At 42.0% G+C, this 17,946-nt stretch carries 9 protein-coding genes; 8 read left to right on the forward strand and 1 reads right to left on the reverse strand.

Annotated elements, in window-relative coordinates; translation table 11 throughout:
- Nucleotides 1-9: 9 nt before the first annotated feature.
- The 4 genes from KQI91_RS02715 to KQI91_RS02730 all read left to right on the forward strand — a co-directional run bounded on the left by KQI91_RS02715 (nucleotide 10) and on the right by KQI91_RS02730 (nucleotide 10,177).
- Complete coding sequence (locus KQI91_RS02715; protein ID WP_216391340.1) at nucleotides 10-1,773, forward strand: O-antigen ligase family protein; 1,764 nt, start codon at nucleotides 10-12, stop codon at nucleotides 1,771-1,773.
- A 125-nt stretch (nucleotides 1,774-1,898) separates the two neighbouring features.
- The gene (locus tag KQI91_RS02720; protein ID WP_216391341.1) at nucleotides 1,899-3,593 is read left to right on the forward strand and encodes an AAA family ATPase; all 1,695 of its coding nucleotides are present in this window, start codon (nucleotides 1,899-1,901) and stop codon (nucleotides 3,591-3,593) included.
- Between the two features lie 124 nt (nucleotides 3,594-3,717).
- The gene (locus tag KQI91_RS02725) at nucleotides 3,718-5,409 is read left to right on the forward strand and encodes an AAA family ATPase (protein WP_216391370.1); all 1,692 of its coding nucleotides are present in this window, start codon (nucleotides 3,718-3,720) and stop codon (nucleotides 5,407-5,409) included.
- A gap of 91 nt (nucleotides 5,410-5,500) precedes the next feature.
- The gene (locus KQI91_RS02730; RefSeq protein ID WP_216391342.1) at nucleotides 5,501-10,177 is read left to right on the forward strand and encodes a hypothetical protein; all 4,677 of its coding nucleotides are present in this window, start codon (nucleotides 5,501-5,503) and stop codon (nucleotides 10,175-10,177) included.
- 42 nt (nucleotides 10,178-10,219) lie between these two features.
- Here KQI91_RS02730 and fliB read toward each other — a convergent pair whose 3' ends face one another.
- Entirely contained in the window at nucleotides 10,220-11,392 is a 1,173-nt protein-coding gene (gene fliB, locus KQI91_RS02735; RefSeq protein WP_216391343.1) for a flagellin lysine-N-methylase, read from the reverse strand.
- 86 nt (nucleotides 11,393-11,478) lie between these two features.
- Between fliB and KQI91_RS02740 the strand changes: the two genes are divergently transcribed.
- The 4 genes from KQI91_RS02740 to KQI91_RS02755 all read left to right on the forward strand — a co-directional run bounded on the left by KQI91_RS02740 (nucleotide 11,479) and on the right by KQI91_RS02755 (nucleotide 17,934).
- Nucleotides 11,479-12,483: a calcium/sodium antiporter gene (locus tag KQI91_RS02740; RefSeq protein ID WP_216391344.1), complete on the forward strand. Its 1,005-nt coding sequence runs from the start codon at nucleotides 11,479-11,481 to the stop codon at nucleotides 12,481-12,483.
- A 153-nt stretch (nucleotides 12,484-12,636) separates the two neighbouring features.
- Nucleotides 12,637-14,475, forward strand: a complete 1,839-nt coding sequence (glmS, locus tag KQI91_RS02745) for a glutamine--fructose-6-phosphate transaminase (isomerizing) (RefSeq protein WP_216391345.1) — start codon at nucleotides 12,637-12,639, stop codon at nucleotides 14,473-14,475.
- Nucleotides 14,476-14,655: 180 nt separating this feature from the next.
- A complete protein-coding gene (locus KQI91_RS02750; RefSeq protein WP_216391346.1) occupies nucleotides 14,656-16,245 on the forward strand; it encodes an AAA family ATPase in 1,590 nt (529 codons plus the stop codon).
- A gap of 288 nt (nucleotides 16,246-16,533) precedes the next feature.
- Complete coding sequence (locus KQI91_RS02755) at nucleotides 16,534-17,934, forward strand: exopolysaccharide biosynthesis polyprenyl glycosylphosphotransferase (RefSeq protein WP_216391347.1); 1,401 nt, start codon at nucleotides 16,534-16,536, stop codon at nucleotides 17,932-17,934.
- Nucleotides 17,935-17,946: the final 12 nt, after the last annotated feature.

The raw sequence follows: 17,946 nt of genomic DNA on the forward strand, positions 1-17,946 counted from the left end.
AAACATTAAATGAAAAGTAAATCAAAATGGTTTCGCGGAGATCTGTTGCCGTTACTGTTGTTGGTAACATTGCAGCCACTGATCTCCGTGGGCTGCAAAGTAGCAGTCAGTCTGGGACAGTATTCCTGGTTTCCGGACGGCGAGTTTCAATATGATTTCTTTATGTATGGAAAAAGTATCGCCTTTTTGGCACTGGTACTCTGGATGTTGGTAATGCTGACTGACAGGGTACTGATCCGCGGCAAAAAGCTTCATCACGGGAAATATTTTATTCCATTATATATCTATGCAATACTGGTGGTGCTGTCTACGGTCCTGTCCGCGGATAAGACACTGTCGTTGAAGGGAATGTGGCAGCAATATGAATCTGTCTGGGTTTTGCTGGGGTATGTGGTGACTGTGTTCTACAGTGTGCAGGTGATAGAGAGCATGGAGGATGTCAAAGTCATTCTGTATGCACTGCTCTGCGGGGCGGCATGCCAGGGAATGATTGGTCTCAGCCAGTTTGCCGGCAAAGATTTTTTTGCCAGTGCTTTGGGTAAAGTGCTGATGACGCTGGGGCTCGGCTCTTATGCAAAAGACAATCTTCAGTTTCTGTATGCAGGGAATGGGAGCTCCACAGTGTACATGGCAGCATATACACCGAACTATGCGGGCGTTTATCTGGCGATGGTTCTTCCGGTGGTGTTCCTGTTTGCCATAAAAGAAAAAAACAGAATTCGAAAAATTACAGAAATTGTTCTGTGTGTGATACTGGCGGTCTGCCTGTATGGAAGCGGATCCAAAACAGGAATTCTGGTGTGCGGGATCCTGCTTCTGGCAGCAGCATTTATGTTCTGTATCAAAAAAATCAGAGGCAATCAGAAATGGATTTGTGCAGGCATCTGTCTTGTCTTACTCTGTGTAGGAATCAAAGGCTATGATATGGCACAGAATCAGGCTTTGTCTGATGGTCTGAAAAGTATGACAGAAAAAGAACAATACGATCTGCAGGCAATGGAACCAGGAGATACAGGTGTGACTCTGCAGTACAAAGGACATGAACTGGAACTGGTTCCGGAGCTGACAGAATGGGGTCAGATGCTGCAGGGAATCGAAGATGGAAAAACAACGCTGACGGCGAACTGGGATGATACAACAGAGAGCTTTCGATTCCAGGATACCCTATACAGTGAACTTGCCTTTGATACTTATACACAGGGAAATGTACAGTACATAACGGTACAGTATCTGGATGTGGACTGGATCTTTTATAAAGAAGATTATGCGGAAAAGTATGTGTTTCTCAATCAGTATCAGAAAGCGGATGAGATAAAGAACGCACCGGCGGTACTCAAAGGTCATGAGAAAATGTTGTCCGGGCGAGGATATATCTGGGGAAGAACGATCCCGCTGTTAAAAAAATGTATCCTCTGGGGTAGCGGGCCGGATACTTTTGCAGCGGTATTCCCGCAGTCGGATTATGTTATGAAAGCAAATACCGGTCTTGGCATGTATCAGCAGCTTCCGACAAAGGCACACAGTATGTATCTGCAGACCGCGCTCCAGACAGGGATTCTTTCACTGATCTGTCTGCTGATCTTCTGGGGACAGTATCTGTTTCTCTGGATCAGAAACCATAAAAAAGAAAAGAAAGGATGGCTGCGGCTGGTCATTCTGGCAGCGGTGGTCAGCTTCTGGCTGATGGGACTGCTGAATGATTCCAACCTTGCTGTTTCGCCAGTGTTCTGGTGCCTGCTCGGAATGGGATACGCGGTTGAAACCGGGCTCTAAATTCGACTTTACGCAAAAATAGTTTCATGCTATCATTATTTTATGAATGATGGCGTGGAACTTTTTTACGTTATAGGAAATTGCTCCGTAATATTCCGATAACTTGGTCTGTTGGAGGTGCAGGAATGACAGAGAGAAAAAAACTGCCAATTGGAATCGACATTTTTGAAAAAATGGACAGGGAAGAATTTTACTATGTAGATAAAACGGAAATGATTGAAGAACTGTTGAAGAATCGGAGTGAAGTGAATCTGTTCACCCGTCCAAGACGTTTTGGCAAATCCTTAAATATGAGTATGCTGAAGGCATTCTTTGAAATCGATGGCAATCCTGCATTGTTTGACGGATTAAAGATTTCGGAAAAGAAAGAACTTTGTGAGAAGTATATGGGACAGTTTCCTGTGATTTCTATCAGTTTAAAGAGCGTAGAGGGATTGACTTTTGCGGCAACTTGTGCTGCATTAAAAACGGTTATAGGAACAGAAGCATTGAGATTTTATTTTTTGGAAGGAAGTACTGTTTTATCAGAAAATGATAAGAAAATGTACAGGCAGCTTACAACGGTAGGAACTTCAGAAACCGGACTTTTTGATATGTCAATAGAAGTGCTTACATCAAGTCTTAAGATATTGTCATCACTGCTTCGTAAACATTATGGGAAACCGGTCATACTTCTGATTGATGAATACGATGTGCCATTGGATAAGGCATTTCAGTATGGATATTATGATGAAATGGTATTGTTGATCAGAAATATATTTGGCAATGCATTAAAGACGAATCCGAATCTGTATTTTGCTGTGTTGACAGGCTGTCTGAGAATTTCGAAAGAAAGTATTTTTACGGGTCTTAATAATCTGAAAGTGCTGACACTTACGGACGTGAGATTTGACGAGTATTTTGGATTTACGGATACAGAAGTGAAGGATATGCTGAAATATTATGGCTTATCTGGACATTATGGAGAAGTGAAAGAGTGGTATGACGGATATCGTTTTGGAAATGTGGAAGTGTATTGTCCGTGGGATGTGATTAATTACTGTGATCTTTTAAAGGCAGATCCAAATGCACTGCCACAGGATTACTGGTCTAATACGAGTGGTAATGCAATGGTACGCAGGTTTATTGATAAGGCAGACACTCAGACACGTGATGAGATAGAGCGTCTGATCGCTGGCGAGGAGATTGTAAAAGAAATTCACCAGGAATTGACATATAATGAACTGGATAGCAGCATCGAAAATCTGTGGAGCGTTCTTTTTACGACCGGATACCTGACACAGCGTGGCCAGGAGGGGAAAAAATATCGTTTAACAATTCCAAACAATGAAATAAGAGAATTATTTATTTTACAGATCCGGGAATGGTTCCGTGATGTATCCAGAAAAGATGGAGAGACACTGAATCAGTTTTGTGAGGCATTTCCAGAGCAGAATCCAGAGAAAATAGAAGAAATCTTCAGCGATTACCTGTGGAATACGATCAGCATTCGGGATACTGCGTCTGCAAAAAAAGAGAACTTTTACCATGGAATCCTTTTGGGACTTCTGGGATATAAGTCAAATTGGCTGGTCAGGTCAAATGCCGAATCAGGAACCGGGTACAGCGATATTCTTGTGGAAGTACCAAAGAACCGCACAGGTATTGTCATTGAACTGAAATACGCAGAAGATGGTAATATGGATGCAGCCTGTGAGAAAGCCCTGCAACAGATTGAAGAACGAGATTATGCTGCCAGACTGAAAGAGGACGGTATGCGGAATATCATTAAGTATGGAATTGCCTGCTATAAAAAGAACTGTAAAGTAGTGTTGAGATGAAAACAGTTTTTAGAGGTGAATGGTGAATGAAATTGAGTGGTTATTGAAACCAAAACATGTGAGAGGGTAAAGAATGTATTGTATTTATTCGGGAAAAGAAATAGGTGAGCAGGATATAGCAGGAATGACAGAGAGAAAAAAACTGCCAATTGGAATCGACATTTTTGAAAAAATGGACAGGGAAGAATTTTACTATGTAGATAAAACGGAAATGATTGAAGAACTGTTGAAGAATCGGAGTGAAGTAAACCTTTTCACCCGTCCAAGACGTTTTGGCAAATCTTTAAATATGAGTATGCTGAAGGCATTCTTTGAAATCGATGGCAATCCTGCATTGTTTGACGGATTAAAGATTTCGAAAAAGAAAGAACTTTGTAAGAAGTATATGGGACAGTTTCCGGTGATTTCTATCAGTTTAAAGAGCGTAGAGGGATTGACTTTTGAAAATGCAAAAAAATCTTTGAAGGATATTCTGGGAGAAGAGGCGGGCAGATTTTATTTTCTGACACAGAGCAGTAATCTTACAGATGAAGAGAAAAAATCTTACAGAGCATTGATTGGTGTAGATGAGACGGGAGATTTTCGAATGTCTGATACAGCATTGGAAAAATCTTTGCTGCGTTTGTCATCATTGCTCTGCAAACATTATGGGAAGCCGGTCATACTTCTGATTGATGAATACGATGTGCCATTGGATAAGGCATTTCAGTATGGATATTATGATGAAATGGTATTGTTGATCAGAAATATATTTGGCAATGCATTAAAAACGAATCCGAATCTGTATTTTGCTGTATTGACAGGCTGTCTGAGAATTTCGAAAGAAAGTATTTTTACTGGTCTTAATAATCTGAAAGTGCTGACGCTTACGGACGTGAGATTTGACGAGTATTTTGGATTTACGGATACAGAAGTGAAGGATATGCTGAAATATTATGGCTTATCTGAGCATTATGGAGAAGTGAAAGAGTGGTATGATGGATATCGTTTTGGAAATGTGGAAGTGTATTGTCCGTGGGATGTGATTAATTACTGCGATCTTTTGAAAGCAGATCCAAATGCACTGCCACAGGATTACTGGTCTAATACGAGTGGTAATGCAATGGTACGCAGGTTTATTGATAAGGCAGACACTCAGACACGCGATGAGATTGAACGTCTGATTGCTGGCGAGGAAATCGTAAAAGAAATTCACCAGGAATTGACATATAATGAGTTAGATAGCAGCATCGAAAATCTGTGGAGCGTTCTTTTTACGACCGGATACCTGACACAGCATGGCCAGGAGGGGAAAAAATATCGCTTAACTATTCCAAACAATGAAATAAGAGAATTATTTATTTTACAGATTCGGGAATGGTTCCGCGATGTATCCAGAAAAGATGGAGAGACACTGAATCAGTTTTGTGAGGCATTTCCAGAGCAGAATCCAGAGAAAATAGAAGAAATCTTCAGCGATTACCTGTGGAATACGATCAGCATTCGGGATACTGCGTCTGCAAAAAAAGAGAACTTTTACCATGGAATCCTTTTGGGACTTCTGGGATATAAGTCAAACTGGCTTGTCAGGTCAAATGCCGAATCAGGAACCGGGTACAGCGATATTCTTGTGGAAGTACCAAAGAACCGCACAGGTATTGTCATTGAACTGAAATATGCAGAAGATGGTAATATGGATGCAGCCTGTGAGAAAGCCCTGCAACAGATTGAAGAACGAGATTATGCTGCCAGACTGAAAGAGGACGGCATGCGGAATATCATTAAGTATGGAATTGCCTGCTATAAAAAGAACTGTAAAGTAGTGTTGGCAAAATAATCTAATAAAAAATAAGCAGGAAACGTATACGGTAAACTTCCGTACTATTTTAACTTTAAGCCGCCGTTTCCACGGCAAGGAGGAAGAGGGCATGAATCTGTCAGTTGACTGGAAAGTATTTGAATATAAGTTTTCCGCGAATACGCGAGCTGCGTTTGAAGAGCTCGCGTATATTCTTTTTTGTTATGAATTTAAGCAGAACTATGGAATTTTTCGATACCGCAATCAACCGTATATTGAAACACAGCCGGTGGACACCGGTGATGGACATAAGGTTGGATTTCAGGCGAAATATTATGATGCGGGTACTTCTGTGGCATCAAAAGAGGCAGAGCTTGAAGCCGCAATTGAGGGTGCATGGAGAAAATATGAAGGACTTGACCGTTTGATTTTTTATATAAATAAAGAATTCTCTGCGAGCAGCAGTAAAGAAAAAGAAAAACCGGAATATCAGGTGCGTATTGAAAAATACGGAAGGGATCGCGGTATTGAAATCGAATGGAGAGTGCAGAGTCATCTGGAAAAGATGCTGCTTCTTGAAGAATTCAGCTATGTGAGAGACCGGTATTTTAATCCGGAGCCAGGACTTGACCGGTTTTATGAAGATATTATGAGTCGCAAAAACTCTGTCTTGCGACATATTCATTCTGCGATAAGATATGGGGATAAAGAGGTGAAAGTCCCTCAGAATTACCAGAAACTTATGGATTTTCAGGAATCAGACGAGCAGGTACTGATTCTGTATGGGGATGCCGGTACCGGAAAATCTGCGGTAATAAAAGAATTCCTCATGGAAAAGGATGAACATGCAAAAGACGAAATAGCGTTGGTGTTTTCGGCAGGAGATCTGGATGTAAAAGACGAAACTTTGTTTCTGAAAGATCCGAATTACCGTCTGAAAGATCTGTTTGGATTATACAAAAATGAAAAATACAGATTATGTGTCATAGATTCTGCAGAGAAATACAGCACCGCAAGATATCCTCAGGTGTTTGAGTCTATTTTGCATCAGTTTTTAGATCATGGCTGGAAAGTGATTCTGACCATCCGGACATTTTATAAAGACAGTTTCTGCCATCTGCTTCTGGAAAATTATACATACAGTGAACACGAGATTTTGAAGTTGGAGAAGAACGTACTGTCTGAATTGAGTACGCAGTATCAGTTTCTATTGCCGGCGGATGCAAAACTGCAGGAATTGTTGTGTAAGTTGTTTTATTTGAATTTGTACTTGAATCTGAGACCTAAGGCCAAAGATGCGGAGATGAATGTGACACTGTTCCGAGAGGAAATCTGGAGTCAGGTTATTCGCAGGAATTCTGAACAATATGACAATCTGCCGGCCAAAAGAGAGGCATTTATTGAGCATATGGTCCGCGATATGCTTTTACATGAAAGATATACCTATTTGATTAAGGCTACAGACGATGCAAAAGCAGTTGAAGCATTGGAAGCCAGTGGGATTATCGCACCATATCAGGAAAACAGGGAAGCCTGGATGATGGGGCATGATGTATACGAAGAAATTGTATCCAATCACATGTTTACGAGACGGCTCAAATATGAAGAATGTTCCGGCAAGATGTTTTTTGATGGTCTGGGAGATTCGCTGAGAGGAAGAAAAATGTACCGGACCTGGCTGGAAATGCAGCTGGCGGACAGCGACAACGACATGCTGGAATTTCTGACAGATATTTTGCAGGATGAGGATCTGGGACAGGAGTGGAAGGATGAAACGCTGATCGCACTGATGAATTCCGAAAGTGATGAGGCAGAGTCTGTCTTGCATATATTGTTAAGCCAGCCGGAAGACAGATTTTTTACCAGAATCCTTTTTATGTTAAACACGGCATGTAAAGGCGGAATCAATCCCGGACTTCTGGAACTGCTTCATAAACAGGAAGAAACAGGAATCAGCCGGTACAGGTTTACACGTCCGAGTGGACCGGCATGGAAAACGCTTTTGCGATATATTTATGAAAATCGGAACTGGATTCCCTGGTCGGAAGAAAATATACCGGTGGTGACGGAGGCTTTAGATGTATGGACACAGGCAGAACGAAGAGGAGAAACAACGAGGGCAGCCGGTTTGACGGCATTGTATCTGAGAAAGAAAATATATGAAGAAACTTCACGCAAATATCAACTGGAAAACAATGCTGCCTATAAAAAACTGGATCAGATCATTCTGAATGCGGCAATGGAGATAAAAGAAGAACTGAAAGAAATTTTTGAGGAAGTACTCAGAGAAGAGGCATTTGATCACAGAACAGAATATGCTTCCCTGATTGAAAAGGCGGCATCAAACGTAGTGGAATGTGGAATGATAGGCACTGCCCTTCCGGAACTGCTGGCAGAACTGCTGAGTGGTTATTGGAAGGAGCAGAATCCGGAAAATATGTGGGAAACGACAGGGCTTGAATCGCATTTTGGGCTCAAAGCACATCTTAACTATTATCCGGATAGTGCATTACAGACACCTGTATATTCTCTGCTGCATGCCGCACCAGAAACAGGCCTTCAGTTTATTGTAGATCTGTTAAATTATGCATCGGAGTGTTATCGGGATTCTTCGCGGGCAAAGCGAGACGGTGATTGTCAGGAGATTGAAATTATCTTTTCTGAAACGGAAAAAGTAAAACAGATCTGCAGTGAGAGACTCTGGAAAATGTATCGGGGAACTATGCCAAATCCGAATGTGCTGGAATGCGTGTTGATGGCATTAGAAAAAAGATTGCTGGAAGTTGCAAAAAATTTCCCGGAAATAGTTATAAAACAGCATTGTATGTTTTTGCTGAAAAACAGTAATAATGTGGCGGTCACAGCGACAGTGCTGAGCATTGTAGAAGCTTATCCGGAAAAATTGTTTGATATAAGCTGTATTTTGCTTAAGACAAAAGAAATTTTTCATTATGATATTAAGCGGCAGGTATACGATCAAAGTATGAAGCCAATGAGGGGCTGGCTGCCGGGAACAGAGGTATTTAAGGAAGAACGAAGGACAAGCGATAAGCTGGAGTTTCGAAAAATAAGCTTTGAACAGGTAATCATGGGATATCAGATAAAAAGTGACGGGCTGTCAAAAAGTGAATTTAACTGCCGCATGGATACGTTGTATGAGGCGATTGATCAGACAACGAAAGATAGTGAAAACTGGAATCCGGATTACAGATATGCATATTATCGGATGGACCTCAGACAGTATCACGGGGAACCGGAGATTATTGAAAGAGAAAACCAGAAATATCTGGGTTTGAAAGTCTGTATGCCTGATGAACTGGTAGAATTAAGTAAAAATGTGGAGAAAAAAAGAGAACAGATATATGGACATATGGAATTAAATCTCTGGTCCTGGGCACGATATGAAAAGAAAACGGAGAATTACCAAAAATATACAAAATATGAAGACCATCCTGAGAATGCATATGTAGAGATGCAGGAAATTTTGAAAAATGAAAACCACATATCTGATTTCATGGATCTGTCAGCGGCAATTTATACCTGTGTGGTGCTTTTACGTGATTTTAATGAAAATCTTTCAACAGAAGAACTTACTTACTGTAAGGCAGTTATACAGGTGGTAAGCACAGAGACCCTCGTATCTGAAAAGGAATATGCATTTGGGGATGCAGCAAAAATGGTAGTTCCGGAGCTGACAAAAATGATTTCCTGTGAAGATTTGTCAGCAGACTGGGAGAACCCTATGTTTCTGCTGCTGGGAACATTGCTGGGGCATGGAGGAGACTGGAAAATCCTTCCATCCTGTGTTGCGGAAATCCTGTGGGTGCAGGATCGACAGGCAGCATGGAAAATTCTGTTTACTTATGTCCATCTATATCCGATATACCGAAAAAATTATCAGAAGTATGAGAGAAAGGATCGGTTGGAGACATTTCTTGAAGAAAATAAGAACCTCATAGAAAAGGACTTTGCGGAAGAAATAGAAGCGATTGATCAGATAAATACAGACACCCTCTCATTTAACCAGTTGTTGTTTTTTCATGAATTATTGAATAAAGAGGATGAGGGTAACTTCGCATTTGTAATAAGAACAGGGCAGAAAATCTGGGGAAGAATATTTGATAAAGATACAAAAGAAACAGGAGTACGCAGAAATTATCAACAAGAACGTGCGTATGTGGGATGGCTGGCGGACTATGCATTAGATTTGTCGCCTGACAACCAGAGTAAACTTGTCCGGAACCTGATGCCATGTATTTGTATGAAAGACACATTTGCCAGCTGGATCTGGGAGATGACTGACTGTGAAGTGCAGAGACCGAGATATGCGGCATTCTGGAATATGTGGAAGTTGCTTCAGCCGTATATCTTCAGAGCACAGGACACAAAAGTCATAAAAAATTATCTTATGGCAAATGGTATACGGGCGGAGAAGAGTACCTCTTGGGATTCCCTGAAACATGAAAGGGCAAACTTTTACAGAATGGCAGCAGTTAAAATCGGTGCTCATCCGGCAACCTTATATTCGGTTTCTTATGTGTTGAATTCAATAGGAAAAGACATGTTTTCGAAAGAGGGACTGGAATGGCTGTATACCATCATAAGTTCCAATTCGCATCTGGGCAAGGCAGTGTTGCCCAATAATACACAGTATTATATAGAAGAATACATGAATGACCTGATCAAAAGAGAAAAGTTTACATTGCGGACAGATGAACGCAGACGCAAAAAGGTAATGGCTGTTCTGAATTTTCTTGTAAGCAGAGGATCCACAATGGGTTTTCTGATGCGGGAAGAAATCATATAAAACGCAAGGGGCACTTCCATCATGGAATGCCCCTCAAATTTTCTATATGATCAGCAGATTCTCAAACCGAAAGATCTCTGCCTCATCCATCAGCCGCTCCATCTCATTCAGGTTCGGATCCGAATGCTCCAGCTCACGGGAGAAGCGGTAACAGATGGAAACCATCTCCTCAAATGAAAACTTCCGGTCATTTCGCAGAAAAGTGCCAACTGCAAGTTCGTGGATTATAAAAGTACAGATCACCGCCATTTTGACTTTGGCAAAGATCCGGTCATCATAAACGGCACCGCAGAAGTATGTATAGATCCAGTAAAGCAAAAGCTGCTCCTCCTGAATCGACCAGGCGGGATAAGCTGCTTCGAATTCCCTGTAAACCGCCAGCAGATCTGCATCATTTTTGCAGGAAGTATAAAGAGGAGTCAGTGTATCCTGGAGATATGCATGCCAGCCCGGACGCAGAACCTCCATCTGAGGAATGACCGTCTTCCAGATATGCTTATACAGAACAAGAAGAATACGGTCGTTACGATCAGCAGTTTCTGCATTGCCTGTGCTCCATGCAGAAATCTTTTCCTGAAAACGATCTCCAAATCCGGAATTCAGATGGCGCTGTCGGATATCCTCCCACTGAAACAGTTCATTTTTATCCAGACTCAGCTGGAAGTCATGTGTGCAGGCCAGGAGTTTCTGGCGTCGCAGCTTTACAGGGACAGACCGGTTCTGAAGGATTGTGAAAAGATACTCTCTGGTGTCCATAAGTGCAGTGAACAGCAGATAATCGAAATCATCATATGTTTCTTCTGGAGCCGGAACTTCTCTGGTCACGAAGGTGAGTTTTTCGTTGTGAGAAAGAAAGATCCTTGCAGCTTCCGGGCAGGAAAGTGACAGGGAATACTCGCGAAGCCCCTCAAACTCTTCAATATGTCTTGGATATTTGCGGCAGGTATCACAGAGCATGTCCTGTCCGGCCTCGCTGTACATGTCACAGAGATTTTCCTCGTTTAAAAAGGCACAGCGGTGGTCATACTGTCTGAAAGACTGTTCTTTCCAGTCAATGTCGTTGTGCAGGCGGTTGCGGAACACACCTTTGTATCTGTGGTATTTTTTCAGGCTTCTGTCATCGATCATGATCTGCCATCCGGCACAGCAGGTATCCGGACAGGCTCCTGCAATGCAGGAAAATTCTTTATAAAAAACAGGTTTTGTAATCTGCATGTCTTGTTCTCCTTGTTATAATGTGCGATAATGCTCAGCAGAAAGTATAACATTTTGAAGAACAAACTACAACAACAGGAGGCTTTATGGAAAAATTTGTAAACAACGCACCGTTCGTACTGGTTCTGGTATTTCTGCTCATTGGATTTGTATTTCTGATCAAAGGCGCAGATTTTTTTGTGGAGGGAAGCTCCAGCATCGCAAAAAGACTGAAAGTTCCATCGATCATCATCGGACTGACGATCGTGGCAATGGGAACGTCCCTTCCGGAAACGGCAGTCAGTGTGACTGCGTCGCTCGTGCATAACAACGAACTGGCAGTCAGCAATGTCGTTGGCTCCAATATTTTTAATCTGATGTTTGTGATCGGGACCTGTGCTATTCTGACACCGATCCTGGTACAGCGTGCTACGATCGTGAGGGATATTCCACTTTCTCTGCTCTGTGCATTGCTTCTCCTTGGCCTTGGCTATCTGGCATTTGGGGATGCAATGGGAATGACACTGGGGCATCTGGACGGAATCATTTTTCTGTTCTTATTTGCAGTCTATATTTTTACAATGGTCCGGGCAGCGATGAAGGCGAGGGCAGAAGGTGAAAAAGTAGAACTTGAGGCAGTAGAGGAAACAGAAGAGCTTCCGGTTATGCCATATTCCAGGAGTATTGTGTGTATCATCGGCGGAGCAGCAGCTATTGCTTTTGGCGGAGATCTGACTGTCGATGCAGCCAGCCGGATCGCACTGGACCTCGGAATGAGTCAGACATTAGTCGGACTGACGATCGTTTCTATCGGAACGTCTCTTCCGGAACTGGTGACATCTGTAGTGGCGGCACGCAAAAACGAAGTGGATATGGCAGTAGGAAATGCGGTAGGTTCCAATATCTTTAATATTCTGATGGTCCTTGGCATAGCATCTGCCATCAGCCCGATTTCGCTGATCCGTGAAAACGTGATCGATATTGCGGTACTCATGGCATTTACCGTGGTCGTATGGATACTGGCGACAACAAAAAGAAAAATTACCCGTGCAGGTGGAATCACGATGGTTGCAATGTATCTGTTTTACAGTGCCTATATCATCCTGCGCTGAGGTGAAAAGGGAGGCACGGGCGATTAACCGGTTGAACTCTCAGAAATTTTGTGCTATGATAGACGAAAAATTGTTATTTATATAATCATGCTTATTTTTTACATTATAGTATTTGACTGCATATAGTAAGCAAAAGAGAAGAGGAGAAAATTTATGTGTGGAATTGTAGGTTTTACAGGAAATCATCAGGCAGCACCGATCCTGTTAGATGGACTTTCCAAACTTGAATACCGTGGATATGACTCTGCAGGTATTGCTGTCCGTGACGGGGAAGCAGAGACAACTGTGATCAAGGCAAAAGGCCGACTGAAAGGTCTTTCCGAAAAAACAAACAACGGGGAGGCTGTTCCGGGAACCTGTGGTATCGGACATACCAGATGGGCCACTCACGGAGAACCATCTGAAAACAATGCACATCCGCATGTGAGCGATGACGGAAATGTCGTAGCTGTTCACAATGGTATTATCGAGAACTATCAGGAACTCAAAGACAAACTTCTGCGCAAGGGATATTCTTTCTATTCTGAGACGGATACAGAAGTAGCTGTCAAACTGGTTGACTACTATTACAAGAAATACGAAGGAACACCGGTAGATGCAATCAATCATGCAATGGTACGTATCCGTGGTTCCTATGCAATGGAGCTTATGTTCAAAGATTATCCGGAAGAGCTCTATGTGGCACGTAAAGACAGCCCGATGATCCTTGGTGTGGCTGACGGAGAGTCCTATGTGGCATCCGATGTACCGGCTATCCTCAAATATACCAGAAATGTATATTATATCGGAAACCTTGAGATGGCACGCGTCCGCAAGGGCGAAATCACTTTCTACAACCTTGACGGTGAAGAAATCCAGAAAGAAATGAAAGTGATCGACTGGGATGCAGAGGCAGCCGAAAAAGCCGGCTTCGAGCATTTCATGATGAAAGAGATCCATGAACAGCCGAAGGCAGTCAGAGATACACTCAACTCTGTAGTCAAAGAAGGTAAGATTGATTTTTCTGAAATGAACCTTACAGATGACGATATCCGTGAGATCAGCCAGATCTACATCATTGCATGTGGTTCCGCATACCATGTAGGAATGGCGGCACAGTATGTGATTGAAAATATGGCAAGAATCCCGGTTCGTGTTGAACTTGCTTCCGAATTCCGTTATCGTAACCCGATTTTGGATTCCAAAGCATTTGCAATCGTGATCAGCCAGTCCGGAGAGACCGCAGACAGCCTTGCAGCATTGCGCCTCTGCAAAAAAGAGGGAATCCGTACACTCGGTATCGTAAACGTAGTCGGATCTTCCATTGCCCGTGAAGCTGACAATGTATTCTATACACTGGCTGGTCCGGAAATTTCCGTTGCCACAACAAAGGCATACAGCACACAGCTGATCGCTTCCTATACGATTGCCATCCAGTTTGCAAAAGTCCGAGAGCAGATCACAGAGGAACAGTATACGGCCTATATTCAGGAACTGGAAACACTGCCGGATAAGATTCAGCGTATCATCGACGACAAAGAACGACTTCAGTGGTTTGCATCCAAACAGGCAAATGCAAGAGACGTGTTCTTTATCGGTCGTGGTATCGACTATGCAATCTGCATGGAGGGTAGCCTCAAGATGAAGGAGATCAGCTATATCCATTCTGAAGCATATGCAGCAGGCGAGCTGAAACACGGAACCATTTCCCTGGTAGAGGACGGTACTCTGGTCATCGGCGTGCTTACCCAGCCGGATCTCTACGAAAAGACCGTCAGCAATATGGTAGAATGCAAGAGCCGTGGCGCATACCTGATGGGCCTGACCACATTCGGCAACTATAATATAGAAGATACAGCAGACTTTACCGTCTACATTCCAAAAACAGACCCGCACTTTGCAACTTCCCTGGCAGTGATCCCACTCCAGCTCCTTGGCTATTATGTCAGCGTTGCAAAAGGCCTCGATGTCGACAAACCGAGAAACCTTGCAAAGAGCGTAACCGTAGAATAAAAGAAAACACAAATGACGAAGCATCACCTGTTCTGGTTCGGAGAGAAGCAGAGGGTGATGCTTTTTGTTTAAAAAGATGGCAGAACAGAGCGGTGTGTGGTAAACTATCAATAAAGGCACTATGGACAGGAAGGATGAAGAACGCAGAGTGGCAGTAGAACGAAAAGAGGTGTGCATATAATGGGAAATTATCTGAACCCGGGAAGCCAGGCATTTCAAATGATTCTGGATTCTCAGATTTTTGTTGATAAGAGTGGACTGATTGCTGTTGCAAACAGATATATTCGGACTATGCAGCGTTATATGTGCGTAAGCCGTCCCCGGAGATTTGGAAAATCAACAGCCGCAGATATGCTGGCAGCATATTATGGAAGAGAACAGGATGCAGCGTATTTATTTGATAAATTAAAAATCAGTCAGGAGCAGTCATATAGGAAACATTTGAATCAGTATGATGTGATAAAAATTAATATGCAGGAATTTCTGAGTATGAGCGAAAGTGTTGAGGAAATGTTGCATATTCTTCAGAATCGCCTGCTCAAAGAACTAAAAAAAGCATATCCGGAGTATATGGACAGTGATCGCCTTGTATTTGCGATGCAGGATATTTATGCAGAAACAAAATGTCAGTTTGTTATATTGATTGACGAATGGGACTGCCTGTTTCGTGAATACAAACAGGATAAAGAATCACAGAGAAAATATCTTGATTTTCTCAGAATGTGGTTAAAAGATAAGGATTATGTTGCACTTGCCTATATGACCGGAATTTTGCCAATCAAAAAATACGGTTCTCATTCTGCGTTGAATATGTTCTCTGAATATTCTATGCTTAATCCAAGAGAAATGGCTGAGTTTTTTGGATTTACGGAAGAAGAAGTGCGTGAGCTTTGCAGCAAGTATAACCGGAGTTTTGAGGAAGCAAAGGCATGGTATAATGGTTATGAACTGACTGTGACGCAGGGACAGTGTGAAAAAACTTATGCGATGTATAATCCGAAATCCGTAGTGGATGCAATGATCAGCGGCATTTTTGACAATTACTGGAACCAGACAGAAACATATGAAGCTCTGAAGGCTTATATTTGCATGAACTACGATGGATTAAAAGAGGCTGTTATAAAAATGCTGGCAGGTGAGAAAATCCATATCAATACAGGGACTTTTTCAAATGATATGACATCCTTTCAGGGAAGGGATGATGTACTGACACTGTTGGTTCATCTGGGATATCTGAGCTATCACTGGCCGGACAAAACGGTTGGGATTCCCAATAAAGAAGTTTCGCAGGAGTACGTAAATGCGATTAGCACGATGAACTGGAGTGAAGTGATTCAGTCCGTAGAAGCATCAAAAAAACTGCTGCAGGCATTATGGGATATGGATGCAGCTGCGGTAGCTGAGGGAATAGACCGTGCACATCGGGAAATTTCAATACTGCAGTATAATGACGAAAATTTTCTGAGTTGCACGATTAATCTGGCATTCTACTTTGCACGAGAATACTATACGATTATCAGAGAATTGCCTTCGGGTAAAGGATTTGCAGATATCTGCTTTATTCCGAGAAAATTATATGGAGAAAAACCTGCGGCAGTAATCGAATTGAAGTGGGATAAATGTGTGGAAGGAGCAATCGACCAGATTAAGAAAAAGCAATACGTAGATGCGTTGAGAGATTATCATGGTAACCTGCTTCTTGCCGGAATTAATTATGACAGAAAAACAAAAAAACATAGCTGTGTAATAGAAAGATATGAGATGGAGTAATTGGGAGTACTGTTAGTCTTGATAGCGTAAAGAGAACTGTGGTAGAATAAAACAAAAGGATTTCATAACTTATATCTCCAATTATGTCGCTTTTATGTCAGATATGAACAAAATGTGTCGAGCATTCGAGAAATATGTCGAAAACGGTTGCACATTTTGGACGGATTATTTATAATATTGGTTGTTGACATAAAAGAACAGGTAAAATCTGTATTTTCATAACATTTTATGGAAAAAATATCTTATGAAAAACAGCAAGAGAAGAATGAAAAGTAATAGGAGATTGGTATGGAAGAAAAACAAAAGACGACCAAATTGTTTGCACATGATATTCCTCTGCGTATTGTCAAAGTGCTGAATATTATCTGTATAACGATACCATTTGCATGCTGCTGGTATGGGTATTATCTGAAACAGATGGAGAACAGCTTCTATAATAAGGGAAATATTCTGATGATTGCCCTTTTTATGATTGTATATTTCATTTTTGCACGAATTTACAATGCCTTTCTGGTTTCTATAAACCGTATTTCAGAAATGGTCTACAGTCAGGTACTGGCTGCATTAGTTACCGATGGTATCAGTTATCTGGTAATCGCACTGCTTGTAAAAGGGTTTCCGAATCTGATCCCGGGAATTCTGGCAATTGCGGGACAGATTGTACTTTCCTTTGTATGGAGCTTTTTGGCACATCACTGGTACTTCAGAACATTTCCGCCACGAAAGACTATGATTGTGTATGATGTGCGCGAAGGAATGGAGAAGCTCATCAACCAGTATGATATGGAGCAGAAATTTGAAGTAAAAGAGATTGTACAGGTAAAAGATTGTCTCCAGAATCTTGAGAAACTGGATGAGATGGAGACCGTATTTCTCAGTGGTATTCACAGCCATGAGAGAAATGTGATTCTGAAATACTGTGTGGAGCACCAGATCCGTGTGTATGTTATCCCACGAGTAGGAGATGTTTTGATGAGTGGAGCAAAGCAGATGCATATGTTCCATTTGCCGATGCTTCAGATCGGAAGATACAGTCCACAGCCGGAATACCTGTTTTTTAAAAGACTGGCAGATCTGATCATTGCCGGAGCTGCAACGATTATTTTGTCACCGATTATGATCATTACAGCAATTGCCATCAAAGCATATGACAGGGGGCCTGTTTTTTATTCACAGGTTCGACTGACAAAAGATGGCAAAGAGTTCGGAGTTCTGAAATTCCGTTCTATGAAGGTTAATGCAGAAAAAGATGGTGTGGCACGTCTTTCCAGTGGAGAAAATGATCCGAGAATTACACCGGTTGGACATATTATCAGAAAATGTCGAATTGATGAGCTGCCGCAGTTGCTGAATATCTTAAAAGGTGATATGACAATTGTTGGTCCGAGACCGGAGCGCCCATCTATTGCGGCAGAATATGAAAAAGTTATGCCGGAATTCCGACTTCGTCTGCAGGCAAAAGCCGGACTGACCGGATATGCGCAGGTTTATGGTAAATATAACACAACACCATATGATAAACTTCTGATGGATCTGACATATATCAGTCATCCCAATCTTCTGGATGATATCATGATTATGTTTGCAACTGTAAAAATTTTATTTATGCCGGAAAGCACAGAAGGAGTAGCGGAAGGACAGACGACAGCAATGCAGGAAACAACAGGCTGTGATGAGGAAGAAAAGTAAATTATTAGGAAA

This window comes from Blautia sp. MSJ-19 (genome assembly GCF_018918125.1).
Lineage (GTDB): Bacteria > Bacillota > Clostridia > Lachnospirales > Lachnospiraceae > Blautia_A.